The sequence below is a fragment of the Myxococcus sp. CA040A genome, from assembly GCF_013336725.1.
GTDB classification, from domain to species: domain Bacteria; phylum Myxococcota; class Myxococcia; order Myxococcales; family Myxococcaceae; genus Myxococcus; species Myxococcus llanfairpwllgwyngyllgogerychwyrndrobwllllantysiliogogogochensis.
In genome coordinates this window covers 409,678-433,999 of sequence record NZ_JABUMR010000006.1, presented here as the reverse complement: position 1 = coordinate 433,999, position 24,322 = coordinate 409,678, and the positions used below count along the sequence as shown (strand labels likewise).

At 68.7% G+C, this 24,322-nt stretch carries 20 protein-coding genes; 8 read left to right on the top strand and 12 right to left on the bottom strand.

Annotated features, from left to right (window positions below; all coding sequences use genetic code 11):
* Positions 1-27: 27 nt before the first annotated feature.
* On the top strand, positions 28-582 hold the full coding sequence (locus HUA75_RS27935; RefSeq protein WP_141641121.1) for a DUF2378 family protein: 555 nt from the start codon (positions 28-30) through the stop codon (positions 580-582).
* Positions 583-655: 73 nt separating this feature from the next.
* Here HUA75_RS27935 and HUA75_RS27930 read toward each other — a convergent pair whose 3' ends face one another.
* Positions 656-2,869 (bottom strand): (Fe-S)-binding protein, encoded by a 2,214-nt coding sequence (locus tag HUA75_RS27930; RefSeq protein ID WP_141641122.1) that lies wholly within the window; start codon positions 2,867-2,869, stop codon positions 656-658.
* Positions 2,870-3,444: 575 nt separating this feature from the next.
* Between HUA75_RS27930 and HUA75_RS27925 the strand changes: the two genes are divergently transcribed.
* The 6 genes from HUA75_RS27925 (at position 3,445) to HUA75_RS27900 (ending at position 11,337) form a co-directional block, all read left to right on the top strand.
* Entirely contained in the window at positions 3,445-3,609 is a 165-nt protein-coding gene (locus HUA75_RS27925; protein WP_174460170.1) for a hypothetical protein, read from the top strand.
* Positions 3,610-3,835: 226 nt separating this feature from the next.
* A complete protein-coding gene (locus HUA75_RS27920) occupies positions 3,836-4,159 on the top strand; it encodes a hypothetical protein (RefSeq protein ID WP_174488085.1) in 324 nt (107 codons plus the stop codon).
* Between the two features lie 220 nt (positions 4,160-4,379).
* On the top strand, positions 4,380-5,633 hold the full coding sequence (locus HUA75_RS27915; protein ID WP_174488084.1) for a VWA domain-containing protein: 1,254 nt from the start codon (positions 4,380-4,382) through the stop codon (positions 5,631-5,633).
* A gap of 208 nt (positions 5,634-5,841) precedes the next feature.
* Entirely contained in the window at positions 5,842-8,154 is a 2,313-nt protein-coding gene (locus HUA75_RS27910; RefSeq protein WP_174488083.1) for a protein-disulfide reductase DsbD, read from the top strand.
* Between the two features lie 46 nt (positions 8,155-8,200).
* Entirely contained in the window at positions 8,201-8,782 is a 582-nt protein-coding gene (locus HUA75_RS27905) for a thioredoxin family protein (RefSeq protein ID WP_174459055.1), read from the top strand.
* Between the two features lie 305 nt (positions 8,783-9,087).
* The gene (locus HUA75_RS27900) at positions 9,088-11,337 is read left to right on the top strand and encodes a zinc-dependent metalloprotease (protein ID WP_254627824.1); all 2,250 of its coding nucleotides are present in this window, start codon (positions 9,088-9,090) and stop codon (positions 11,335-11,337) included.
* On the opposite strand, the gene HUA75_RS27895 is transcribed toward HUA75_RS27900, so the two are convergent.
* Positions 11,325-12,755, bottom strand: coding sequence for an MFS transporter (locus HUA75_RS27895; RefSeq protein WP_371746204.1), 1,431 nt, complete (start codon positions 12,753-12,755; stop codon positions 11,325-11,327). The two genes, HUA75_RS27900 and HUA75_RS27895, sit on opposite strands and share 13 nt — an antisense overlap.
* A 230-nt stretch (positions 12,756-12,985) precedes the next feature.
* Here HUA75_RS27895 and HUA75_RS27890 point away from each other — a divergent pair, with 230 nt between their 5' ends.
* Positions 12,986-13,279, top strand: a complete 294-nt coding sequence (locus HUA75_RS27890) for a UBP-type zinc finger domain-containing protein (protein WP_174488080.1) — start codon at positions 12,986-12,988, stop codon at positions 13,277-13,279.
* On the opposite strand, the gene HUA75_RS27885 is transcribed toward HUA75_RS27890, so the two are convergent.
* The 10 genes from HUA75_RS27885 to HUA75_RS27840 form a co-directional block, all read right to left on the bottom strand.
* Positions 13,276-13,719: a type II secretion system protein GspG gene (locus tag HUA75_RS27885; protein ID WP_174488079.1), complete on the bottom strand. Its 444-nt coding sequence runs from the start codon at positions 13,717-13,719 to the stop codon at positions 13,276-13,278. The genes HUA75_RS27890 and HUA75_RS27885 overlap by 4 nt on opposite strands.
* Positions 13,720-13,885: 166 nt before the next feature.
* Positions 13,886-14,800 carry a S1C family serine protease gene (locus tag HUA75_RS27880; protein WP_141641131.1) on the bottom strand — a complete coding sequence of 305 codons (915 nt, stop codon included), beginning with the start codon at positions 14,798-14,800 and terminating at the stop codon, positions 13,886-13,888.
* Positions 14,801-14,816: 16 nt separating this feature from the next.
* Positions 14,817-15,716 (bottom strand): S1C family serine protease, encoded by a 900-nt coding sequence (locus tag HUA75_RS27875; RefSeq protein WP_174488078.1) that lies wholly within the window; start codon positions 15,714-15,716, stop codon positions 14,817-14,819.
* 120 nt (positions 15,717-15,836) lie between these two features.
* The gene (locus tag HUA75_RS27870; RefSeq protein WP_174488077.1) at positions 15,837-18,563 is read right to left on the bottom strand and encodes a hypothetical protein; all 2,727 of its coding nucleotides are present in this window, start codon (positions 18,561-18,563) and stop codon (positions 15,837-15,839) included.
* 20 nt (positions 18,564-18,583) lie between these two features.
* Complete coding sequence (locus HUA75_RS27865; RefSeq protein WP_174488076.1) at positions 18,584-19,276, bottom strand: hypothetical protein; 693 nt, start codon at positions 19,274-19,276, stop codon at positions 18,584-18,586.
* Positions 19,277-19,440: 164 nt separating this feature from the next.
* Positions 19,441-20,160, bottom strand: a complete 720-nt coding sequence (locus HUA75_RS27860) for a double-CXXCG motif protein (protein ID WP_141641135.1) — start codon at positions 20,158-20,160, stop codon at positions 19,441-19,443.
* A 6-nt stretch (positions 20,161-20,166) separates the two neighbouring features.
* Entirely contained in the window at positions 20,167-20,838 is a 672-nt protein-coding gene (locus tag HUA75_RS27855) for a TIGR02269 family lipoprotein (protein WP_141641136.1), read from the bottom strand.
* Between the two features lie 54 nt (positions 20,839-20,892).
* Positions 20,893-21,699: an ROK family protein gene (locus tag HUA75_RS27850; protein ID WP_371746203.1), complete on the bottom strand. Its 807-nt coding sequence runs from the start codon at positions 21,697-21,699 to the stop codon at positions 20,893-20,895.
* Positions 21,700-21,746: 47 nt separating this feature from the next.
* Entirely contained in the window at positions 21,747-22,940 is a 1,194-nt protein-coding gene (locus tag HUA75_RS27845; protein ID WP_174488074.1) for a glycosyltransferase, read from the bottom strand.
* Positions 22,925-24,316 (bottom strand): asparagine synthase-related protein, encoded by a 1,392-nt coding sequence (locus HUA75_RS27840; RefSeq protein ID WP_371746202.1) that lies wholly within the window; start codon positions 24,314-24,316, stop codon positions 22,925-22,927. Before HUA75_RS27840 ends, HUA75_RS27845 begins: the two co-directional genes overlap by 16 nt.
* Positions 24,317-24,322: the final 6 nt, after the last annotated feature.

Below are 24,322 nucleotides of genomic sequence, written 5' to 3'. Positions count from 1 at the left end.
CCGCCCCCGTCCGAGAGGAGCCACCGCATGGCGACGTCCGAGCCAAAAATCGTCCACAGCGGGACGGTGCAGGGCCTCTTCCAGATTGCGCTGAAGGACCGTCTGTCCGAGGACGCGTGGCGCCTGCTGCGTGAGGCGGGGTTGGATTTGTCCGTCCCGTTGCAGCCGACGTATCCCCTGGCCTCGTGGCTGCGCTGGCAACACATCGTGCTGGGTGACTTGTGGCCGCACCTTCCGCTCGATGAGGCCTGGCGTCAGTTGGGGCACGCGGTGATGGAGGGACTGCTGGCCACGGTGCTCGGCCGGATGCTGGGCGTGGGCGCCCGCGCGCTGGGGCCCCAGTTCATGTTGTTCCAGCTCAACCGGGGCTTTCGCGGCACGGACAACTACGTGGAGACGCTGGTGAAGGCCAGCTCGCCCGGGCGCGCCGAGCTGTGGCTCAGCGACATCAACGACAGGCCCATCTACTACGTCGGCGTCCTGGAGTTCCTGCTCACCCTCTCCGGCGCGAAGGAGCCCCGCGTCTCCGTGCTCGTGCGCGAGGGCTCCTCCTGCACGTACCTGCTGGAGTGGGTGAAGTGAGCGCCTGAAACGACGAAGGCCCGGGGCTTCACGGTGGAAGCCTCCGGGCCCAGGTCTCTTCCGAGTCGCGCCGTTACTCCGGCTTGGCGCTCAGCGTCGCGCCGGGAGCCACGCCACCGGCCGCGCCGCTGCGGACCTCCATCGCGTCGGCGACCAGCTCGGTGATGTCCTTGACCTTGATGTTCCCCTCGCGGCCGGTGTCGTTGACCGCGTCGCCCAGCATCGTCGAGCAGAAGGGACACGCGACGGCGACAATGCCCGTGCCGCCCTTCTCCTTGTAATCGCCCACCAGGCCCGGCTTCTTCCTGTCCGCGGCGTCGGGGAACGGCGTGGTCGGGTCCTCGGCGTGCTTGAGCGTCAGCGCGACTTCGTTCAACCGGTTGTGGTTGATGCGCGTGCCGATGTGCTCCTCCATCCACATGCGGCCGCCACCGGCGCCGCAGCAGAAGCCCTCGCGCTTGCTGCGCTGCATCTCCACGACTTCCAGCCCGGGGATGGCCTTGAGCACTTCGCGGGGCGCGTCATACACGCCGTTGTGCCGGCCCAGGTAGCAGGGGTCGTGGTACGTCAGCTTGGTGTTCATCACCGCGGACAGCTTGATGCGCTTGTCGCGCAACAGCTCGTTGATGAGCTCCGTGTGATTGATGACGCGGTACTCGCCGCCGAACTCCGGGTACTCGTTCTTGATGGTGTTGAAGCAGTGCGGGCACTGGGTGATGACCGCCTTGACGCCCATCGAGTTCCACGACTCGACGTTCGTCTTCGCCATCGTCTGGTACAGGTACTCGTTGCCCATGCGGCGCGCGGAGTCGCCGTTGCACATCTCCTGCTTGGACAGCGTGGCGAAGCTCACGCCCGCCTCCCGCATGATTTTCACCAGCGAGCGGCTGACCTTCTTCTGCTTGTCGTCGTAGCTGCCCGCGCAGCCCACGAAGAACAGGTACTCGTACGGGCCGCCTTCGTCACCCCACGTGGGCAGCGCCAAATCTTCGGCCCACTCGTCGCGACGGTCCTGGCCCAGGCCCCAGGGGTTGCCCTGGCGCTCCATGCCTTCGAACACGCGCTGGATTTCAGGCGGGAAGTCCGCCTTCACCTGCACCTGGTAGCGGCGCATGTCGATGAGGCGCGGCACGTTCTCGATGAACACCGGACACGCCTGCTCGCACCACCCGCAGCTGGTACAGGCCCAGACCGTCTCGGAGCTCAGCGCGCCGCCGACGATTTCCGGCAGGGGCTCCTTGATGCGGTTGGGGCTGTAGCCCTCCTCCGCCCACTGCTCGTGGTCCCAGATCCAATGCTTCAGGTCCTGGTTGACGGCCTTGTGCGTGAGCGGCTTGCCGGTGATGTACGTGGGGCAGTGCGTCTGGCAGCGACCGCACTCCGTGCAGGAGTACAAATCCAGGCCCTGCTTCCACGTGAGGTCCCTCACCGTGGCGGTGCCGAACTCTTCCTTCTCCAGATTGGGCGTGGGCAGCTTGCCGGTGGAGTGGGTGCGCTGGAAGAAGACGTTGGGCAGGCCGGTGATGATGTGGAAGTGCTTGCCGATGGGCAGGAAGTTCAGGAACGCCAGGACGATGATGAGGTGGGTCCAGAAGCCTCCAATGCCCAGCACGTGCGCTGCCGTGGAGCCCAGGGGCATCATCGCCATGCCGACCAGGCTGGTGAACGGCTCCCACCACACCAGCGCGGACGGGGCCGCGGGCACCTGCGTGGCGCCCATCGGCACCTGCTGCGCCGCCGCGTGCGCCGCCACCATGTGGCTGCCGCCGAACAGGAACTCGGAGACCATCAACCCGGAGATGAAGCCCAGGATGAGGTACGCCTCCCAGGACTGCGACATGCGGTCCGGCTTCACCTTCCAGCGCGTCCACACGTAGTAGCCGCAGCCCACCAGCGCCAGGGCCGCCACCACGTCCTTGATCAGCAGATAGCCACGGTAGGCGCCCAGCAGCACCGTGTTGTCCAGCCAGAAGGGGTGGCTCAGGTCGGTGAACAGCTCCAGCGCGCCTGACGAGAAGCCCATCGCGAACATCATGATGGTGCGCACCTGCAGCACCATGAACGCCGCGTAGATGAGCACGTGCATCAAACCCGGGGTGAACTCCTCCGGGTCGACCATGCGCTTCTGCCCGAGCCCGAAGAGCACGAGCCGCTTGATGCGCAGCGGGATGTTGTCGAGCCGCCGCTCCTTCTTCATCGCGAGCAACACGCCCACGCGACCGGACATGGTCATCACGAAGATGGGAACGGCGATGGCAAGCAATAGGCCGGTGATGATGGGACTCATTGGGACTCGGAGGACCTCTGGGGGGACGCGGCGGAAGGCCCGTTGCCGCGACGCGGCAAAACTTGAGTGCCCGTCAACCCTAACAGGGGTGATTCTCGAATCAAGCGCTGAGCGGGCGAGGTGTCCGGGACTGAAGCACGGAGTGGCGCCACGAGCGAGCAAGCTTGCCCGCTACACTAATTTACTGACACCCGCACTGGCAGCCTACCGCCTTGAAAATGGCGAAGTGTTGACTGCTGTGTGGTTCCATCCGACGCCAGGCCGACCTACCTTGTACGACGGCCTCGCACGCTGTCTGTCAGTCAACGCCTTCACAACCTGCTGAAATAGTTGGGGTGAAGGTTGGAAGGCAGGCGAGTAGACGTGGGGTCGACGCAGGGGTCGGAAGTTTGATTCCCCAAGGGCTTTACAACGCGAAGCGACATGAGCACCATGGTCGGTAAATCGGTCAACGAGTCGTAAGCCGGGCACCGCATCGGGCGGACCCACGCGGACCGAACAGGGGGGCGCCCACAAGGAGGCGAGCCGAAAGGCCGTCCACCTTCCCTGAAGCGGAGCGCCCAAAGGAGTCGGACATGGTTCACGATGACACCACCTACATGGACGATGAAGGGCTGCCGTATGTGGACCTCGCGGAAGATGGTGAGAGCGAGTCCGTGACTCCCGTGGATGGGGCTCCCGGTGGCCGGATGTGGGGCTATGGGGATGAGTCGTGGGGCGGCTGGAGCGCGGCCGAGTGATTCGCGGCCCCCGCGGCCGGTGGATGCGCGGGGGCGCTTCTTTGTAACCGGTGGTTCGGCTCGTGCGGTGGCGCCCTCAGTGGGTGGCTCCCGGGCCGGTGGTCTCTCGGTGACGCCTGGGTGTTCGGGGCGGCCGTCATCTCCTCCTTCTTGCTGACGTCGTTGCGTGCGCCCTGGCGTGGTGCGCGAAGCTGCCGCGTGCGCGCGAGGAGGGCGGGAGGCCCGGATGAAGGTGCTGTGGTGCTGGCGCTGCAAGCTGGATGTGCCGATGCTCGACGAGGAGGAGTTCGCAAAGGTCGCCGGACTGTACCGGGCGGCGTTTTCTCCACGGAGCCCGGCGGAAGTGCAGAGCGGGGAGCGGCGCTCCATCGAGGAGCGGTTCCGGCCCGTGCGTGAGGAGTACGAGCGGCTCACCGGGTTCCACGAGACGAACGCCAACGCGGTGATGCACCACCGGCTGAGTCAGTATGGGCCGGCTTGTGCGCACTGCGGCAAGCCCCTGCGGACGCCCGAGGCCCGGCACTGCGCGGCGTGCGGCGTGTCCCGGTAATCGCTCCCGACGCGGTCAGGACCTACCCCGCTGCCGGGTGTGGCGGCCTGGCCCCCTCTTGATTCCGGGGTGTGTCTGCCCACATCCTCGACGTGGAAGCCTTTCCGTGAGGATCCATGCCATTGGTGTTGTGGCCCATGAGACTTCCGGTCGTGAGGGACGTCGTCTTTCACGGGGCGGTTCGCGGCAGAATGTCTCGTGAGAGCGCGCGGGAGCACGGATGAAGCAGACGGCCTTGGCAGTGGAGCGCGACGCGGAGCACGGCCGGGAAGTGTTGCTGCTCGTCACGCTGGAAGCGGACGCGGACGCGCCCCGGGCTCCCGTGACGGCGAACCTCGTGTTGGACCGCAGCGCGTCCATGCGCGGCGTCCCGCTGCTCGCCGCGGTGCAGGCCGCGCAATCCCTGGTGGAGCGCGCCAGCCCTCGCGACTACCTGGGCCTCCTCACTTTCGACGCGGAGCCGGAGCAACTGCTGCCCGTGCGCGCGATGGACACCTCCGCCAAGGCCCAGTTCCTCAAGGCGCTGTCGCGCCTGGAGTCCGGCGAGGGCACCGCGCTGCACGAGGCCATCGAGCGGGGCGCGGAGGCCGTGCGTCGCGTGCTCGTCCCCGGTGCGCGCCCCCAGGTGCTGATGCTCACGGATGGCGAGCCGTCCGTCGGCCCCTCCCAGCTCTCCGACTTCAAGACGCTGGGCGCGCGCGTCGTGGAGTCTGGCGTCGTGCTGCACGCGCTGGGACTGGGGCGTCACTACCTGCCCGACATCCTGGAAGCCCTCACGGGACCGTCCGGCACCGGCTTCGTCCACGTGGATGACCCGGAGGGTCTGCCGCTGGCGGTGGGCACGATGTCCGCGGAGCTGTTCGGCGAGGTGGGCTCGGACGCGCGCGTGTACGTGCTGCCCTCGGGCTTCTCGGAGCTGCGCTGCCGTCACCGCTACTCCTCCCGTGTCGAAGGCGACGCGATGAGTGCGTCGCTCGGCGCGGTGTCGCAGTCCTTCCCGCGTCGGGTCCTCTTCTCCGGCAAGCTGGACGCGGCCGAGTGGAACCTGGGCGTGACGACCTCCTACCTGGAGGGCACGGACACGCGGCGCATGCCCGTCCCCGTGTCACGCGTACTGCCCGACAGCGACCAGGGCCGCTTCGTGCGCGCGGTGTCGGCGGAGCTGGAGCTGGTGGCCGCCGAGGCCTCCGCCTGGAAGGCCCTGGGCCGCCGCAACCAGGGGGCCGCGGAGCAGGCGCTGGAGACCGCCGACCTCGCCCTCTACAAGCTCGCGCGACTGGGCTCGCTGGAAGTCCCACCGCAACGCCACATGGAGCGACTGGCGGACCTGCGCCGCATCGTCGAGCGCCGCGCCGCGCAACCCCAGGCGCTGGTGATGCGCCGCGCCCACTCCGAGGTCTCCCGCGTCACCTTGAGCCGCGTGGGTCCGGCGCTCCCGTTGCCCGCCCTGGCCCCCTGGAAGTCGGAGGACTGAGCCCCTCCCGGCCTGGTCGCTCGGCCGCCCGCCCCGACGGAGCGGGTCCTTCTGTCCACGCCGAGTCACCCGGGATGTTTCCTGCCCTGTCGCACGCCCCGGATGCGGGCGGGCGCGGGGAATGTCCCCCCGCCTGGAAGGTTCTCCCTCGGAAGCGGGGCCCGTCGGATGCTGGCGACCTGGCTTCGGGTGGGTTAACGGGAGACGCATGAAGCACTCGGTGTCCAAGAGGCTCGCCCTGGTGGGCGGTATCGGCATGTGGCTGGTGGCGGCGGTGGCGCAGGCGGCGCTTCCTCCGTCCGCGGTGGCCACGGGCGCGCCCGACGAGGGCGATCCGCGCTTGGAGGCCGCGCTGCTGGTGGATGCCACCCAGGTGAAGCCGGGCGACACCTACCGCGTGGGCGTGCGCTTCCGGTTGGATCCGGGCTGGCACATCTACTGGAAGAACCCGGGTGACTCCGGCCTGGAGACGGACGTCGCGTGGGACACGCCCGGCTCCACGGTGGGCGCGCTCCAGTGGCCCTTCCCGAGCACCTTCCGCACGCCCGACGGTTTCATCGTCACCCACGGCTATGACGGCGAGGTGCTCCTCTTCGCCGAGGCACGCGCTTCCGAGCAGGCCGTCGGCACGCTCAACCTGTCGGCGGCGGTGAACGCGTTGGTGTGCGAGGTGCACTGCATCCCCGCGGACCTGATGCTCACGCGCTCCATCCCCGTGGGGCCGACGACGCTCGCGGACGCGGAGACCACGCCGACGTTCGACGCGGCGAAGGCGCGCGTTCCTCGCCCGGTGGCGGACACCGGCCACACCGCCGCGCTCGCGCTGGATGTGAAGCAGCTCACCGCGGGCCAGGAGTTCACCGGCACCGTCACGGTGGCGAAGTCCGGTGGTGGCGCGGTGCCCACCGCGGAGAAGGACGCCTTCGTTCCCGAGCGCATCCCCGGCCTGGACAAGGTGACGCTCACGCAGACGGCCCCGGGGCGCTTCGCGCTGAAGGGCAAGGCGGAGCCGGATGCACCGAAGGCGGAGCCTCGACTCAAGGGCGTGTTGCGCCTGGGGACCGAGGCCACGGGTTATCAGGCGCTGGAAGTCGACGTGCCGATGGCGCCCTTCGTGGCCGCCGTGGGTGCGGCGCCGACGCCCGTCGTGGCGAAGGCGCCCTCCATCAAGGACTCGCTCGCGGCGGTGAAGCCGGTGGCGAGCGCCGCGACGGCCGCGCCCCCGGAGTCGTCGATGGGGCTGGGCATGGCGCTCTTGTTCGCGTTCCTCGGCGGCGCGCTGCTCAACCTGATGCCGTGCGTGTTCCCCGTGCTGGCGCTCAAGGCGTACGGCTTCACGCGCATGGTGCGCCAGGAGCAGGGCCGGGTGGGCGCGCACGCGGCGGCGTACGCGGGCGGAATCGTCGCCAGCATGCTGGCGCTCGCGGGCGCGGTGCTGGCGGTGCGCGCGGGCGGCGCGGGCGTGGGCTGGGGCTTCCAGTTCCAGGAGCCACTCTTCGTCGCGGCGGTGAGCGCGGTGTTGGTGGCGTTCGCCCTCAACCTTTTTGGTGTCTTCAACGTGGGCCTGGATGGCACCGCGCTCGCGGGCAAGGTGGACCAGAGCCACGGACTGCTTCACAGCGCGGGCGAGGGCGTGCTCGCGGTGGTGCTGGCGACTCCGTGCTCGGCGCCGCTGCTCGGCACGGCGGTGGGCTTCGCCTTCGCGGCGGGTCCGCTCACGGTGCTCGCCGTCTTCACCGCGCTGGGCCTGGGCCTGGCGCTGCCGTTCTGTCTGCTGGTGCTGGTGCCGGGGCTCGCGCAGAAGCTGCCGAAGCCGGGCGCGTGGATGGAGCGCTTCAAGCAGGTGCTGGGCTTCGCGCTCCTGGGCACCACGGTGTGGCTCGTCTGGGTGATGGGGGGGCTTGCCGGCGTGGACGGCATGGCGCGGCTGTTGGCCTTCCTCGTCGCGGTGGGCCTGGGCACCTGGGTGTATGGCCAGTCGCAGCTCCAGGAGGGCGGGCGCCGGTGGGGCACGCTGGCGGTGGCGGCGCTGGTGCTGGTGGGCTCGGGCGTGGCGGCGCTGCGCTTCGAGGAGGCGGCCCCGGCGGCGCGCGCGTCAACCACGGTGGGGCAGGCGCAGCCTTGGAGCGACGAGGCGGTGGCCTCCGCGATGGCGGCGGGGCAGCCGGTGTTCATCGACTTCACCGCGGACTGGTGCCTCACCTGCAAGTTCAACGAGCGCACCGTGCTGGCTCGCGAGGAGGTGCGCGCGGCCTTCACGGAGCACCACGTGGCGTTCTTCGTGGCGGACTGGACGCGCCGCGACGCGCGCATCACCGCGCGGCTGGCGGACCATGGCCGCGCGGGCGTGCCCATGTACCTGGTGCTGAGCCCCGGCGCGCCGGACAAGCCGGAGGTGCTGCAGGAGTTGTTGACGGTGGATGCGGTGGTGGACTCGGTGAAGCGTGCGTCGGAGTGCTCACCGCTGCGCCGGCAGGACGGCTCGAAGGTCCTCTGCGCCGCTGGATTCCCTCGGCCTTGAAACGCAGTCATCCGCAGTCAAGCAGTGCCCAATCAGGAGGAACGCCATGAAGCAGGTCTTCACCGCTCTCGCGCTCGGCTCGGTACTCGTGGGTGTCCCCGCTTTCGCGGACGCGGAGGTCGGCAAGCCGGCCCCGGCCTTCACGCTGAAGGACGAGGCGGGCAAGGAGCATTCGCTGTCGCAGTACAAGGGCAAGGTGGTGGTGCTGGAGTGGACCAACCCCGAGTGCCCCTTCGTGAAGCGCCACTATGAGGCGGACACGATGGCCAACACCCTGAAGGGCTTCGACGCCAAGAAGGTGGTGTGGCTGGCGGTGGACTCGACGGCGCACAACACGCCGGAGAAGTCCGCCACGTGGAAGAAGACGGAGGGCTTCACGTACCCCGTGCTCCAGGACGCCAGCGGCGCGACGGGCAAGACGTACGGCGCCAAGACGACGCCGCACATGTACATCATCGACGCGGAGGGTGTGGTCCGCTACGCGGGCGCCATCGACGATGACCCGCGCGGCAAGAGCGACAAGAAGGTCAACCACGTGCAGACGACCGTGGACGCGGTGCTCAACGGCAAGCCCGTTCCCGCCGCCACCACCACGCCGTATGGCTGCTCGGTGAAGTACAAGAGCTAGCGCGCACGACGGACGCACCCATGTGGTGACAAGGGCTCTCTTCCCACCGGGAAGGGGGCCCTTCGTGCTTCTGGAGTCGCGCGCCCGCGCGCGGGTAGCAGCACGGTGGATGGACCGCAAAGTCCACTGGCCGAGGAACAAGCATGTCCGGAGAGGAGGTCCCTCGCATGGATTGCAACTCGATGACCGTGGCAATGAGGGTGCGACCTTGCCCGGGACCGCCGGGGGACCGAGCAGGGGCGTCGTGCCGTCTCCTGTAGGCAGACGAGTCTCGACTTCTTCTCCCGGTGTGGAGAGACATCGTGATGTGGAGACAGCACTTCTCGACTCGGCGTTCCTGGATGGGGGCGCTGGCCCTGGTCGCGACGTTGGGTGTCGGGTGCGACGCGCCGGAGGTCCCCGCGCCCGCGATGGTCCTGGGTGACGACTTCGTCGAAGTCCCTCGTGAACTCACCTCCGAACAGCACACGCAGGTGACGCAGAAGCTGGACGGAGTGGTGGACCCAACGGGGCGGACGTTCTACCTCGCCATCCGCAAGAGCGAACTGAAGCAGCGCTGGTTCCTGTCCGCCACGCTTCGACAGCTCAACTTCGACCCGGAGTACTACGGCCTCCCCGCGAACCTCATCCCCCGGGTGATTCGCTTCCAGGAGCAGAACGGCAAGCTCTATGCCTTCGACGCCCGCGACGGGTTGACGCGCAACGACATCTTCAAGCCGGACTCGTTGGTGGAGGCGTATCCCATCGTCACGGACCACGCCCCGTTCAACCGCTTGCCAGGCTCGGACCAGTACGTGCTCATCGACCCGGCGGCGGGGCTCAACCGTGTCGGCATCCTCGGAGACCACTGGTATGGGCCCGGGGCCATCGACTTCCGGATGGAGCTGCTCTTCTCCCAGCGCTTTCGGCGTCTCTCGGACGGTTTCCAGTACGAGCAGGTCTTCACCGGGTTCACGGACGCCTTCGACGACCGGAGCGACTCCCTGGAGCGCAACGGCTTTCGCGCCTCGGGCACGCTGGCCATGGCGCTGCGCAAGTACAAGGAAGGTGAGGGCTTCACGGAGATGCCAGCACCGGAGCCGCGGCACTACTTCCGCAGCGAGGGCCGCTTCATCCCCAACACGGGCGAGCTGGCGTTGAATGCCATCAAGTGGAACATCCGGCCGGGGATGAAACCCATCCGCTTCTACATCACCCCCAACTTCCTGGAACTGAACGAGGACCCCCGCTACCGGGGTGCGGACGTGGTGGGCGCAGTGAAGCGAGGCATCGAGGGTTGGAACGCGGCGTTTGGCTTCAAGGTCTTCGAGGCCGTGCTGGGTGACAGCAGCATGGACATCGGAGAGGACGACAAGAACTTCGCCGTCCTCGACCCGAAGGTTCACGCCCATCTGGCCATCGCTGACTTCAGCTCGAATCCCAATACGGGCGAGGTCCGCCGGGCCACCGTCATGATCAGCGCCGCCATGATTCACGATGCCGAGGCCTTCTTCGCGGGAGAGCTGACGGCTTTCTCCTCGGCCAGCGCGCGTGACGAGAACCCGAGGCCCAGGCTGTACTGGGTCGGGCTCACCCGCGAGCCCTCCTGTGAGCTGGACGCGGCGTCCCTGCCATCGGGCTTCTCCGCCCGACTGTCGTCCGAGGAGGACCGCTCCGAAGGACCCGCCCTCACCGTGAAGCAGAAGGTGGAGCGCTACCTCACATACATCATGCTGCACGAGGTCGGTCACACGCTGGGCCTGCGACACAACTTCAATGGGTCGCGCGTGTACGACGGCACGCCCCAAACGCCGCGCTCGAGCACCGTCATGGACTACTCCGCCATGCCCGACACCATTCACGTGCAGGCGCCCGGCACGTACGACGTGGCGGCGGTGCGCTACCTCTATGGACTGTCCACGGCGCTGCCCACGGACCTGTTCTGTACGGACAGTGACGTCCTGGCCTGGGCGGAGCCTGCTTGTGTCCACTACGACCGCTATGACGACCCGTTGACGCGCTTTCATCTGCCCAACATGCGGACCCTGGCGGAGCAGGTGCTGCGTGGCGCGCCCGTCGGCGTCGATTTTCGCGCGAGCCTCCAGGCGCTGGACTCCTTCGTCAGGGGCGGGGACGCGAGCGGGCAGGCCCAGGCCTACGACGTCCTCATGCAGCAGGTGCGGCCACCCCTCCAGACTCCCTCGGGCGAAGGTGCGGCGTACGCGGTCCGTGCCAATGACCTGGCCCGCCGCATCCTCAGCTTCCTCTATCTGGACACACGCGTCGGGCAGCCCCATGCGGTGAAGCCGCCGCCGACCACGCCCGCGTATACGCAGGCCCTGCTCGCGGACGTGCGCGGCATCCTGCTCAACGTCGACGGCGTGCGCACCTTCCCCGTGCGCCGGGTCATGGTGAATCTCTTGAAGGCGCACCAGACGCTCGCCGCCTATGGCGTGTTGCAGGAGGTGCACACGGAGCTGACGGCACGACTGCCCACGCTCAGTGGTGACGAGCGACTGGGGACGATGGAGCTGCTGGGCCGCATCGAAGTGGCCCGCTCGCCCTACTTCCGCTGACTCCGGAACTGAAGACCCGGGCGTGAGCCTGGAGGCGCGGTGGAGCGCGGGCTCGGTCTCGAGGGCTCGCGCTTCACCCGGCCGACATCCCGGGGCAACAGCAGGAACGAGCACAGCGCGCCCAGCACGCACAGGCCCGCGGACACCCACAGCGCTTCACGTGTCCCCGCGAGGAACGCGTCCCCCGTCTTGTTCGCGAGTCCTCCCAGGAGCGGCAGCAGTGCCACCGCCAGGAGTCCGGCGATTCGCGCCACGGCGTTGTTCACCCCCGAGGCGATGCCCGCGTGCCGGTCCTCCACCGCGCCAAGCACCACCGCCGTCAGCGGCCCCACCGTGAGACTCAACCCCAGGCCCAGCACGAGCACCCCTGGCAGCACCGTGCCCACGTAGCTTCCATCCCGGTGGATGAGCGTGAGCAGCGCCATGCCCACGCCCGCCAGCAGCGGCCCCGCCGTCATCAAGGGCCGTGCGCCGATGCGGCCCGCGAGCCTTCCCACCACCGGTGAGAACAACAGCAGCATCACGGTGATGGGCAGCAGCGACGCTCCCGCCGCGAGCGCCGAGTACCCGAGTTGTTGTTGCAGCGCGAGGATGAGCAGGAAGCCCACGCCGCCCAGCGCGAAGTACACCGTCAGCGTCGTGAGGTTGGCGCCAGAGAAGGTCCGCGAACGGAACAGCCCGAGCGGCAACATCGGGTTTCGCGCGCGCGACTCGATGACGAGGAACGCGGCCAGCATCGCCGCGCCGAACACCGCGGCGAGCACGGGGGCCACGGACCAGCCATGCGCGGGCCCTTCGATGAGCGCGTAGATGACGCCGCCGAGCCCCAGCGCGGCCGTCACCGAACCGGCGAGGTCCAGCTTGCGCGCATCACCCGTGGGCCGGTCGTCCGGAACGTGGCGCAGCGTGGCCCACGCGGTGAGCGCCGCCAGGGGGAGATTCAGGAAGAACACCAGCCGCCAGGAGGCCACGTCCACCAGCCAGCCTCCCAACAGCGGCCCCAGCGCGGTGGTGACGCCGGACAGGCCCGCCCATGCGGCCACCGCGCGCTGTCGGTCCGCTTCGGGGAACGAGGTCCGCAAGAGCGCCAGGCTCGCGGGCACCAGCAGCGCCGCGCCCATGCCCTGCGCGGCGCGGAAGAGGGCGAGCGTCCAGGCGTTCGGCGCCAGGCCGCACAGCACGGACATGGCGGTGAAGCCCACCACGCCCAACAGGAAGACGCGGCGCTGTCCCCAGGCATCACCGAGCGCGCCGCCGGTGAGCACCAGCGAACCGAGGGTGAGCAGGTAGGCGTCCACGGCCCACTGGAGGCCCGTCAGCCCCGTGTGGAGCTCTCGGCCCAGCGCGGGCAGCGCCACGTTGACGGCGGTGGAGTCGAGGAAGGCCATGCCACTGCCGAGCACGCTCGCGAGCAGCACGCCGCGTCCCCTCGCACTGGCATAGGAAACGGACGCGCCGCCGGAAGAAGTGTCGGAAGGCATACGGCTCAACCGTGGGACGTGCGCCTCCGTCGTGCCACTCCTCGCGGCCCACGAGTGTCGGCCACCCTGGTGGCGAGAGCCTGACCGCATGGCCGCCCGGCATGTGGATGCGCGGGACCTTCGTGCACACCCTGTCCGCGGGCGACGGGTTATCAGGGAGGCGAACGATGGCGACCGAGTGCAAGCACATCGAGCAGGCGGGGAACCCCGAGGCGAGGACCGACGGCTGCGAGGAGTGTCTGAAGATGGGGGCCCAGTGGGTCCACCTCCGACGCTGTCTGGAGTGCGGTCACGTCGGGTGCTGCGACTCGTCGCAGAACAAGCACGCGACGAAGCACTTCCATCAGACGAAGCACCCCGTCATCCAGTCGTTCGAGCCGGGTGAGACGTGGGTGTGGTGCTTCGAGGATCGGCTCATGCTGGACGACAGACCGGAGCAGGGTGGCCCGGCTCGCGTCTAGGGGCGGGGCGAGTCCTCCGGGGGCGGGCTCACTGGAAACGTGAGCTCGATGTCCCGCTCATTACCTTCGCCACCACCTACCCCGTCGGAGCCCAGGCTGCGCAGCTCCACCCACGCACCGCGAAGCGTGTACTGGTAGGGGTTGTTCCAGGGGTCGAGGGGCAGCTCATCGAGTACCCCATGGTCCACGAGGAGTTGGAGCCCGTTGGAGTGCATGGGCAACTGGCCTGTCTTGCGCTGATAGAGCCGGATGGCGCTCTGGATGTTCTTCAAGTCGAGCTCGGCCCGACTGTGTCTCGACTCGCCCCGACATTCGGAGAGCACGGCCCAGAAGAAGAGTGGCAGCACGAAGGCCGCCACCCCCGCCGAGAGAAGCAGCAGGATGGGAAGGACCTGTCGGAGCGAGTGGCGCAGCGTGCGGCGTGGAAGCGTTTCATTCATGGCGGCTCGTGACTCTTCAAGCCGCGTGCCTGCCTGGTCTCCGGAGTGGAGTCTCGCCGCGCGTCTCACGGGCGACTGTCACTCCGTCACGGGCTCTTGTGGGCCCGGGTCGAAATGACAGCGCGTCCGTGGCTCCGGGCCGCATGAGCCCAGAGCCACGTTCCGCTCACGCCGCCACGGGCTCGATGCGGGGACGCGTGCGCGCGGAGACCTGCTTGCGCCGTCCCTTGCGCAACACGTCCAGCGACACCTCTTCATCGGTGGCCAGGGCCATCAGCCGCTGGAGGTCATCCACGCTGCCCACGGCGCGACGGTTGATGGCCAGCAGCAGGTCCTCCGGCTGGAGCCCCGCGTCGTCCGCGGGCGTCCCGTCCTGCACCCGGAGGATTCGCACCGCGCGCGGCTGTCCCGCGTCGCGGGCATGCTCCGACGTCAGGTCCACCGCCACCGCCGCGATGCCGAGGAAGCGCCGCTCCACCTTCCCCCGCTGGATGAGCAGGCTGGCCACCCACGCCGCCGTGGTGGCGCTCACCGCGAAGCCGATGCCCTGCGCGTACGGCAGCACCAGCGTGTTGAGCCCCACCACCTCGCCCCGCGTGTTGATGAGCGGCCCGCCGGAGTTGCCCGGGTTGATGGCCGCGTCTGTCTGGAGCATGCCCTCCAGGATGACGCCGTCAGGCAGTGTGACGCTGCGGTTGACGGCGCTCACCACCCCGAGCGCCACCGACTGCTCCAGCCGGAAGGGATTGCCAATCGCCATCACCAACTGCCCCACGCGCACCGTCTCCGGCGCGGCCAGGGGCAGCGTGGGGAAGTCGCCGCCCTCCGCTCGCACCACCGCGAGGTCCGTGGGCGCGTCCCCGCCCACCAGCGAGCCGCGCAGTTCCTCGCCGTTGGACAGTTGCACCGTCAGCTTGCGAGAGCCCCGCATGACGACGTGGCGGTTGGTGAGGACATAGCCATCCGGCGTGAGGAAGAGACCGGTGCCGTGGCCTCTGGCGTGCTCCACGCCCACCACCGCGGGCGAGGCGCGCGACACGAGCGTCTCCAGGTCGTCCGAGAACTGTTGCAGCAACTTCATCGCGTCACCCCTCTCCTCACGAACGCTTGCCGATGGTGATGGACACTTCACGCACCTCGCCGGCTCGCAGCACGCGCGCCGGGACGGAGGTGCCCACCTTCTCGTCCCCCAGGTAGCCGAGCAGGTCCTCCACGCCGTGCAGCGCCTGGCCTCCCAGGCTCACCAGCACGTCCCCGAGCAACAGGCCGGCCCGGTGCGCGGGCCCGTCCGGGTCCACGGAGAGGAAGATGAGCCCCGCCTCCGCGCCCGCCGCCGCCCACTGGTGTTGGGGCAGCTTCACGGGGTACGCCCCCACGCCCAGGTAGCCGCGCCGGATGCCTCCGTGCTCGCGCAGCGACGCCGTCACCCGCGTCAGCGTGTCATGTGGAATGACGACGGCCGCGGTGCGTGAGAACGCCGCGGTGAGCAGCCCGACGAAGCGCCCCTCCACGTCCACCAGCGCGCCTCCAGAGAAGCCGGGCGGCAGGTCCGCGTCCGTCTCGAGATAACGGTCCACGCGCCCGCCCGCGTGGGTGCGCCAGCCCTCGCCATGCGTGCTCACCATGCCGAGCGTGGCGCGCGCCGTGCGTCCCGGCCGCGCCACCGTGACGACGAGGTTGCCCACCTTCACGGCGTCCAAGGGCGCGAGCGCGAGCGGGGAGAGCTTCGCCGCGTCGATTTTGAGCAGGGCCACGTCCGTGCTGGCATCGCGGCCGATGAGCTCGGCGGCCACGGTGCCGCCGTCGGACAGGCCTACTTGCACGGGGCCCTCATGCTCGACGGCGTGGCTGGTGGTGACGATGTGGCCCTCGGCGCTCCAGACGACACCGGTGGCGCCGCGCCGTCGTCGAGCGTCCACGCGGACGACGCTCGGAGAGGCCCGCTCGACGAGGGAGGCGAGAGACTGGGAGAGGGCGGGAAGAAAGTCGGTGGACATGGCGTGTTCCTTTCGAGGCGGAAGGTAAAAGCCTCGAAGGCGCGCCACATCGGCGAACCAGGCAGGGTGTGCACCTGCCCGTTCAGGCAGGTCGCCCCTCCTTTCGGGGAGCTCCCCGGGCTACTCCTCGACGATGACGTGGAGCGGGAGCGAGACACCGCCACCGGGCTCGGGCGTCTCCAGCGTGACGTCCACCCCTCCAGCTGTCGCCAGGGCTTCAGCGGGGAGGGTCGCCTCGTAGTGCGTCGGCTCGTTGTCCAAGACGTACACGGCCTTGAGGCTCGAACGGAACTCCTTCCAGCGCAGCACCGTGGCGGAGTGGATGCCCTTCCCCTTGATTCGGAGCGTCAACGCGGGCGCGCCCTTGAGGGCGCTCATGGGTTCCACTGCGGTCAACATCGGCACGGGTCGTTCGGAGACCACGTTGAGCAGCGCGGGCAGCGACGCGCCACCGCCTTCCGCGACGCGAGACACCTTCAGCGAGCGGACTCCCACGTGCTCCAGCTTCGTGCCCTCCAGCCCCTGCGACGGAGGCCTGACGAAAGGCTGTGACTGGTCATCCCAGTCCAGGGTGGTGCCCGAGACGCGCTGGAAGTTGCTGCTGGGCCAGAAGAAGTTCTCTCCCCAAAGGAAGAAGCGTCGTTCCTCCGAGGCGACCCACTCTCCTTGAGAGACGACCCCCGGTGTCGTCGCGCGAAGCTGCGGTGGAAGGGCGCCCTGGACTCTCAGATAGGCGGGAGCACTCAAGCCGGAGCCCACGGTGAAGATCTGTAGCTTGTGGACCCGCGGGGTCGCGACCTCCTCATCGCTCAAGCGCAGGCCTGATGGGCTGTCGAACGCACGCACCATGTCATTCATGAAGAGGACCGAGGCCTGAGTGAGCGGCCCCATGACATTCATCAAGACGGTGACCTCGCGATCGCTGGCGTCGCTCGCGCCCACATCCACCACGGAAGGGACCAGGTAGACAGTGGGCTGTCCCGCCGCGATGAGGACGAAGAACTGCTCCGGGCTCTCTCCACCTCCGAGGCCTGGGTTGAACACCGTCACCCGGCCGACGCCGGGCTGCGCCACCTGGTCGGCGGGGACATCCACCCACAGGCGGGCCCGGTCGCCAGGGCCCGCCGTGCAGCCGCCCGAGGTCCAGCATGCCCACTGGGCTGGCAGCGGTTGTCCATTCCACCGGACGACCGAGGAGGGGCCGAAGCCCTGTCCCTCGACGAGCAGACGCAGGACGCCACCGCCGGCGAGGGCATGGGGATACCCGTTGTTGCCCGAGACCTGGTTGATGATGGGCATGGGCCGCTCCGCATGCACCGCGAGCAGCAGGGGCAGGGTGGTGCCTCCTCCTGGCGCGGGCGTGCTCACGGTGACGGTGCGCACCCCTTTCGTCGACAGGTCCGCGGCCTGGAGTTCGATAGAGACCCTCGAAGGGTCGTGAAGACGGGTGGTGCGCTCCTGTCCGTCCAGCAGGATGACGGACTGGGGTGTGAAGCCGGCACCCTCGACGTAGAGGAGCCCCGGCGCATCGTCGACGGACAGCACGGAGGGCAGCAGTGAGTGGGCGATGGGCGCGGGGGCCTGGGCGAACACCTGGACGAAGAGGGGCGCGGACACGGCCCCGTCGAAGGTGCGTGTCACCGTCACGGGGAGGGTGCCGGCCTGGGTCAGCAGGGCGGCGGGGACGATGAACGTCAAGACCCCCTGGAAGTCCGGACCGAAGGAGTGCTCCAGGGGGTGGCCGTTCCAGTGGACGACCGGCTGTGTGTAGAGCCCCAGTCCTTCGCCTTTGAGCTTGAACCTGACCTCCTCCGAGCCCGTGAGGACCCAGGCCGGGGACACGTCATGCAGCACGGGCTCCGACTTCACGCGAAGGCCATGGCTGGAGGACTCTCTTCCTCCATGGACGCCGGGTGTCTCCAGCGTCACCTGGACGGTGCCGGCTTGGACCCGACCCATGAGAGGGATTTGCGCCCAGACCCGGTTCTTGCCGTCATACGTCTCGGTGGGCAGCGGAATGCCATCCCACTTCACCACCGTGGTGGAGCGCACCTGCCGCCCGCTGACGATGATGCGCTCGAAGGTGGCGCTGCCCGCGTTGCCATGGTGCAGGTCGGTGGCGTTCAGCGAGGGAGGCCACACGCCCGTGATTTCCGGGGTGGGGCTCGTCACAGTCAGGGGCAGGGGCTGCGTGGTGGCTGTGCGCGGGCGCGAGACCTGGATGACGAGCGGGTCTTGTGTCGCCAGGGGCTTCAGGGCCGACGGTGGAAGCAGGAAGCTCCCTTCGCGGGAGCTGGTCAGTGTCAATGGATAGGACGTGCCGCGGAAGAGGGCCTGGCTGCCATGCACGAGGTTCTTCCCCGTCACGGTGATTTGAACGGCGTCCTCGGGCTCCGAGGGCAGGGCGTCTGGAGTCACGGAGGTCAGCTCGGGCGCGGGCACGGTGAACGGGATGCGAGCGGACCGGGCGCCTTCCCCGTACTCGGGGTCGCCTCGGGCAACCCGCACCTCGAAGAAGAGGTCCGTTGCGCCCGTGACGAACGAGGACGGAACCACGGCTCGCAGCTCCGTGGCGCTCACGAACTGGGTCGTCAGGCGCTGGTCGTTCAGGAACACGTCACTGAACCGGGCGAAGCCGACGCCGAGCACCTGCATGCTCATCTCGGAGCCCTCCACGTCCGACACCACCACCTCTCCCAGGGTGACGAAGGGCAGCTCCGCCTCCGCGGGAGGGGAGCCCGCGTCAGGTTCCTCGACAGGTGCCGGGTGGCTCTGGAGGCCTGGCCCACAGGCACAGCAGAGGACCCACAGCAGACACAACCACCCTCGTGTCACGTCTGGTCGCATCCGGATGATTCCTCTCGAGGTCAGGGGGATGCCACAGGGGGCGAAGTCGTCACGGTCAACGACAGGGCGGGCGTGTCGAGGAGGCGAGGGCGGGGGACTTCCAGGTACAGCGACTGCTTGCCCGACGTAGGGGTCAGGGCCTCGGGAGGTAACCACAGCTCGCCCAGGCGCGTGCTCGACAGGGTGACGGGATACCAGATGCCCCGGAAGACCGCCTGGGTGCCATGGACCAGGTTCTTTCCGAGCACGGCGATGTGAACGGGGGCCGTGGGGTTGGCCTCGAGCACATCGGGCGTGAGCGAGTGCAGCTCCGGGACTGGCATGGACACGGTGATGGAGGGGGACCTGGCGCCCGACATGTAGACCACGTCGCCCGGCTCCACGCGGACCTCGACCGGGAACTCCGGCATGTCCTTCACCAGGAGGGGGTTCAATCGGGCGCGAAGCTGCGTCTTGCTCACGAACTCGGTCGTCAGTCCCACCCCGATGACATGCACATTCATGGAGGGGGTGAAGTCGATGCCCCAGACCCGGAAGTGGAGATCCGCGCTCTCGGGGTCCAGGACCTCCACGTCGACTCGCAGGGGTTTCTGAAGCACCCCCTCCTCCTCGTAGGTGTCTCCGTCGGGCGAGTCCCGTTCATCGACGCCAGGCCCGCAGGCCAGGAGCGCCCCCAGCAGACACAGTCCTCCGCCCAGCAGCTCAGGGCGCATCCGGATGCTTCCCTTCCCCGTTCATGGCGAGGAGACACCCGAGGGCCTTTTCTTGCGCAATTTCACGCGCGCCGCCCGTCCGGCTCCGCAGCGCACACGCCGCTCTTGGGAGCCCGGCGTGTTCAGCCACTGCCCCTCGTTGCCGCGGTTCGGACTGGAATGGGTCAGCGTGTCGGCAGCTCGCGGAAGGTCATGCCGACGAGCCCGAGTCGATGCACGGCGTCCATGAACTGCTCGGTGCCGATGATCATCGTGGCGAAGTTCCCTACGCGGAAGAGGTCGAGTTCCTGGGGGAGCGAAGCGGCGTCGAGGATGGGTTCGTCGGGGCGCCCGAAGCCGTGTCGGCCACAGGTCGTGCACGGCGGGGGAACATCCGAGGGAATGCAGTCCGGATGAAAGCGCCCTCGCGGCTCAATCTGGAGCTCCAGCAGCTCCGGCGCGTTCTTCTTCCGGAACCGCAGCTCCGTGCGACAGCCCAGCAGGCCGCGCACTCCTTCTGCTTGCAGACTCTCCAGTGCGTCACGGCGCAGAAGAAGTCTGGGTCCCAGCCATGCCATGGCCCCGAACTCCCCAGCGGCGCTTCCCTTCAATGGACCGAAGCTCGTTCCAGGCGGCAGCTCGACGTGGGGCGGCATGAGGGGCTGGACCAACTCGCGCAGGCGCACGAACTCGGGGAAGGGTTCGGCTCTCGGCTTGAGGAACTCAGGGCTCTCCGGAAGCAGCGAGAGGTCAATCGAGGGAAAGTCGTGTGCCACGGCACTCCAGGTGGCTCCGCATGCGTGACACCGTATGCCGGGAAGGCCCCACGTGTGTGCCGCGTCGAGGTAGCCACCGTGCTTCGTTCTGGCGGCCCTGTCCTCGTTGACCCAATAGAAACGACTCATTCGTGCCTACGCTCCTGGCCGGGAATAGTAGGGCTGGATCGGGCCGCCCATGAGCTCGAAGCGATGAATCAGCTCTCCTGCATGCCTGAAAATCTCTGCCGGAGAGGCGAACGGCTTGGCCATCATGTAGTCCCGCCACGCATCGTTCCATGCCCCTCCACGCGGGGAACCGTCATGAATCCTTCGATGAACGGAAAGCGGAATGGGCATGGTGTAGTCGTGGATTTTCACTTCCTGGCGCGCGAACCACTCCGCCAAATCCTTTGACTGGGGGAAGATGTGGTGCTTTTCCCATCGCCCCGGCGTGAGTTGCCGGGACGGAGGGATGACTGCAGTCGGAGCGCCGTTCCAGTTGGGGAACGTCATGACGGAGCCCGGCGGCAATTTCTGCGCGCCACCCCAATTCCTCCGAGGGCCGCTGCCCGGCGCTGCTGCTGCCGCAGGAGGACGCGAAGGAGGGAAGCGCGCCAGCTCGACCTCTGCCGGTGTGTCCTCGCAGGGGTAGAAACCGCAGAGGTCTTCCACGCAGAAGAGGGTGACGCACTGGTCTTCCCCAGGGTCGTCGCATTCCTGCTCCGCCCCTGCCCAGGCCTGTTGACTGGGCGGCTTGCTGACAGTGGAGCAACCCAGCCAGGACACGGCGAACAGCGAAAGCCAGAGTGCGTGAGGGATTCGCATTGGACGCGAAAGCTAGCATGTCTTGGTCACCGGACGCGCTCCCTACCCTTTGGGTCATGTGGAGTGCGTGAGCAGAGCCCCTCCAGGGCCGAAGCCCAGCGTCAGACAGAGGATGCGAAGATGCCTGTGCCGTCTGAGCTCCACTCGCGCTGCCTCGGCCGCGAGCTCCGCGTCGTTGAGCACGAGCACCTCTCCGCCGCCCGGCAGGGCTGCTTCCTCCAGGATGTCGGTCACCAGCGATGCATGCCCTTCCCAACCATAGGTGCAGCCTCCGGGAACGAGAGCCTCATCCAGGGGACAGGGAAGCGCGAGACACACGCCCTCCACGGCCAGGTGACCGAGGTTTCGTGTACAGGCCCGCAGCGCGTTGGCGATGAAGTGCACCGCCGCGACGATGTGGTGCCCATCCGTGGGGCGAGGCATCCCGATGAAGAGGCGGGGCAGCGTGTGGAGGTCCCGCTCGAAGACACGTTGGACTCCAGGGCGCGCGCACTTGATGCTCGTCTGGCCCACGTCGAGCACCAGCGGCGTTCGCGCCGCCACAAGCGCGAAGCCCGCGTACGCGGGCGCGAAGCGCGGCGACTCCGAGACATAGACAGGACACCCGAGCGCGGCAGTGGCCTTCGCCACCCCCACCTCGAAGCCCTCCAGGCATGCCAGTCCTCCGCTCAACCACACCGCGTCCACGGCATGCCGATGCACCAATTGTTCGAGGGCGCTCGTGAGCGCTGGAAACAGTTGCTCCGCGAGCTGGTCCTCGGGCACCCCCGCGCGTCGGTCCGCCTCCACTCGCGGCGCGCCAATCAACTCCCACAACTCGCGTCCGAACACCGGGAGGTTCCACACCTCCAGCGGTGTCACTCTCTCCGCGTGGTAACGACGGGCCGTCCACCTTCGCGGCGCGGAACTCACGCGACGAGCCCGGCGATTCGCTCCGCTGCATCCTTCGCGCCGTCTCGGGATTGATACGACTCCGAGATGGCCGCCACCTTCGCGCGCAACGGCGTTCCCGGCTCCAGGAGCTGGCGAAGCGCGGCGCGACAGTCCTCCACCGTCAACGTGTCCAGCTCCCGCGTGAGTCCCGCCCCCGAGGCCCGGAGGAAGTGCGCCTGGATGGGCTGGTCATTGCAAACAGGCAACAGCAGCAGCGGCACGCCCACTGTCAGCGCCTCCATCACGGAGTTGGCGCCGCCATGCGAGACAAAGACAGACGCCCTCGGCAGGAGCTGCCGCTGCGGCGTATAGGGCACCGCCACCACGTCCCCTGGCAACGCGCGCGAGAAGTCCGTGTCCGCCAGCTCACCCGCGCTCAACACCACCGTGACGCCCAGCGGCGCGGCGGCCTCCGCGATGGTGCGGAACAGCGTGGGCTGCCATGAAATCTGACTGCCGAAGGACACGTACACCACGGGCTTCGAACCCAATCGCTCCCACGGGAAATCCACCTCGTCTCCCCGAGGCTCGGGCGGAATCGACGGGCCCACCAGCCGCCCGGCGGGAGGAAGGTCCACCTCCGGTCCGAGGAACGCCTCCGTGGCGAAGAGGATGTTGAGGTGGGGCGAGAGGGCCTCGCAGTTGCGGAAGCTCGCCACGAAGCCATGTCGTGCGAACAGCTCCGCGCGCTCCTTCGCCAGGGCGCGCACGTTGCGGCGCAGCCCGTAGTCCTCCATGGGCTCCAGCAGCGAGAGCGCGGAGGACACTCCGGCCCACGGTATCCGCTCCTGATGCGCGGCCAGCACCGCCGCATACTGCATCCCATCCAGCGCCATGACGTCCGGACGGAAGCGACGCACCACCTCGCGCACGGGCTCGATGAGCGCGGGCACCGCATCCAGCAACAGGCCGCGAATCCACTTCCCCAGTGCCACCTCGTCACGCACCAGTCGGGCCAGCGCCTCGCCGCCCGTTTCAATGGTGGGAGCATCCCTCGTCGAGTGAGGCAGGTGCAGCACCTCCACACCGAGCTTCGCGAGCTGCGGCGCGGGCTCGGGGATGCAGAGCCAGCCCACGGTGTGGCCCAGGCGGCGCAGCCACTGCGCGACGCCCATCATCGGGTTGATGTGGCCCTTCTCGGGCGAGGTCGCAATCAGGATTCGGGACATGGGGAGCCGTGCGCTGCGTGCGCGTGGAGCATGGCGAGGGAGCACAGCCGCATCAACAGGCGATCCACGCCATCCGCCTCCGGAGCCTCGGGCTCCATTCGCGTGTAGCGCTCCAGGAGCGTGAGCACGGCCTTCGGGTCGATGACCTCCAGCGGCTCCAGTCGCGAGGCCGCAAGCCAGGCGCGGTACAGCTCCAGCCACCGGGCACGCACGGGGCTTGAGAGTGCCGTGTGCCCATAGCGCGGCGTCTTGCGCGCGAGCCGGACCTCGTCGGGGACGAGTCCTCGCACCGCGTGGCGGAAGAGCCACTTGCCGACTCCCTCGCGGACGAGCGAGGACTTGGGCAGCGAGAGCGCCACGTCCGCGAACCGGGAGTCGAGATACGGCGTGTGCACCGTGAGTCCGTGGGCCCGCGCGCCCCTCAGCTCGGGAGGAAGCACCAGCTCGCGCAGTACCCACTCCGCGTAGCGGACCTCCTCGGAGACCTCCGTGTCTTGGAGAGACCAGGGCCCGCCACGGGCCGCATCGGAGAGCGCCGGGCCGTCCTCCTGGGACCAGGGCCCGCCACGGGCCTCGTCTGGACTCCTCCCCAAGTTGTCCACAGCGGCGCGTAGGACCGTCCGTGCGAGTCGTCGGTCTTCCTCGATGCGCGCGAGCGCCGAGGCGAGCGCCAGGGGATTGCCCCTCAACACCTCATCCGCGCCGGCTCCGCTCAGCATCACCGAGGCTCCGAGCCGCTTCGCCTCCGCGTAGAACGCGAAGCTCGCCACCGCCCGTGCATTGAGGATGGCGCTCTCGTTGGCGATGACGGCGGGCTCGAACAGGTCCGGCAGGAGGGCATCCGGAATCGGAACGTCGACCTGCTCCACGCCCGCGAGCCGGGCCACTGTCCTCGCGTTGTGTCGCTCGACCGCGTCGGCGAAGTGGACATCCATGCTCCACGCGCGAACCTGGCCTGGTGCATGCCGCGCCGCCAGCGTGCACAGCACTGCGCTGTCCACGCCGCCGCTCAGGCTCACGTCCAGCGCGCCCGAAGCCACCCGGGTACCGACAGCGTCGGAGCACGTGGCCAGGAGCGCCCGTGCTCGTGGCTCGTCATCTTCTTCTTCCGGGTGTCGCGCTGCGGATTCGCGGCGGATTCGCGGCGGGAGCGGCGCCACGCGGCTTACGCCTCGAAAGAGGCTCCAGGTCGCCGGCAGGCTGTGTCGCAGGAATGCCGTGACGGAGGCAGGCTCCAGGCCCACGACTTCACCGCTCAGGAGCGGAAGCAGGCGCCACACCGACTCCACGGGAGCGCTCGTCCGGGGTCCGGCTGTCGGCTGGTAGGAGGGCAGGGCGGCGAGCGGGCCGCTCGGGTCGCCGGGGGCGTCGGACACGCGGGG

What these genes read in the sequence shown, in the direction of transcription:
- HUA75_RS27935 (WP_141641121.1), top strand. Translation starts at nt 28, where the DNA reads ATGGCGACGTCCGAGCCAAAAATCGTCCACAGCGGGACGGTGCAGGGC.
- HUA75_RS27930 (WP_141641122.1), bottom strand. Translation starts at nt 2,869, where the DNA reads ATGAGTCCCATCATCACCGGCCTATTGCTTGCCATCGCCGTTCCCATC.
- HUA75_RS27925 (WP_174460170.1), top strand. Translation starts at nt 3,445, where the DNA reads ATGGTTCACGATGACACCACCTACATGGACGATGAAGGGCTGCCGTAT.
- HUA75_RS27920 (WP_174488085.1), top strand. Translation starts at nt 3,836, where the DNA reads ATGAAGGTGCTGTGGTGCTGGCGCTGCAAGCTGGATGTGCCGATGCTC.
- HUA75_RS27915 (WP_174488084.1), top strand. Translation starts at nt 4,380, where the DNA reads ATGAAGCAGACGGCCTTGGCAGTGGAGCGCGACGCGGAGCACGGCCGG.
- HUA75_RS27910 (WP_174488083.1), top strand. Translation starts at nt 5,842, where the DNA reads ATGAAGCACTCGGTGTCCAAGAGGCTCGCCCTGGTGGGCGGTATCGGC.
- HUA75_RS27905 (WP_174459055.1), top strand. Translation starts at nt 8,201, where the DNA reads ATGAAGCAGGTCTTCACCGCTCTCGCGCTCGGCTCGGTACTCGTGGGT.
- HUA75_RS27900 (WP_254627824.1), top strand. Translation starts at nt 9,088, where the DNA reads ATGTGGAGACAGCACTTCTCGACTCGGCGTTCCTGGATGGGGGCGCTG.
- HUA75_RS27890 (WP_174488080.1), top strand. Translation starts at nt 12,986, where the DNA reads ATGGCGACCGAGTGCAAGCACATCGAGCAGGCGGGGAACCCCGAGGCG.
- HUA75_RS27885 (WP_174488079.1), bottom strand. Translation starts at nt 13,719, where the DNA reads ATGAATGAAACGCTTCCACGCCGCACGCTGCGCCACTCGCTCCGACAG.
- HUA75_RS27880 (WP_141641131.1), bottom strand. Translation starts at nt 14,800, where the DNA reads ATGAAGTTGCTGCAACAGTTCTCGGACGACCTGGAGACGCTCGTGTCG.
- HUA75_RS27875 (WP_174488078.1), bottom strand. Translation starts at nt 15,716, where the DNA reads ATGTCCACCGACTTTCTTCCCGCCCTCTCCCAGTCTCTCGCCTCCCTC.
- HUA75_RS27870 (WP_174488077.1), bottom strand. Translation starts at nt 18,563, where the DNA reads ATGCGACCAGACGTGACACGAGGGTGGTTGTGTCTGCTGTGGGTCCTC.
- HUA75_RS27865 (WP_174488076.1), bottom strand. Translation starts at nt 19,276, where the DNA reads ATGCGCCCTGAGCTGCTGGGCGGAGGACTGTGTCTGCTGGGGGCGCTC.
- HUA75_RS27860 (WP_141641135.1), bottom strand. Translation starts at nt 20,160, where the DNA reads ATGAGTCGTTTCTATTGGGTCAACGAGGACAGGGCCGCCAGAACGAAG.
- HUA75_RS27855 (WP_141641136.1), bottom strand. Translation starts at nt 20,838, where the DNA reads ATGCGAATCCCTCACGCACTCTGGCTTTCGCTGTTCGCCGTGTCCTGG.
- HUA75_RS27845 (WP_174488074.1), bottom strand. Translation starts at nt 22,940, where the DNA reads ATGTCCCGAATCCTGATTGCGACCTCGCCCGAGAAGGGCCACATCAAC.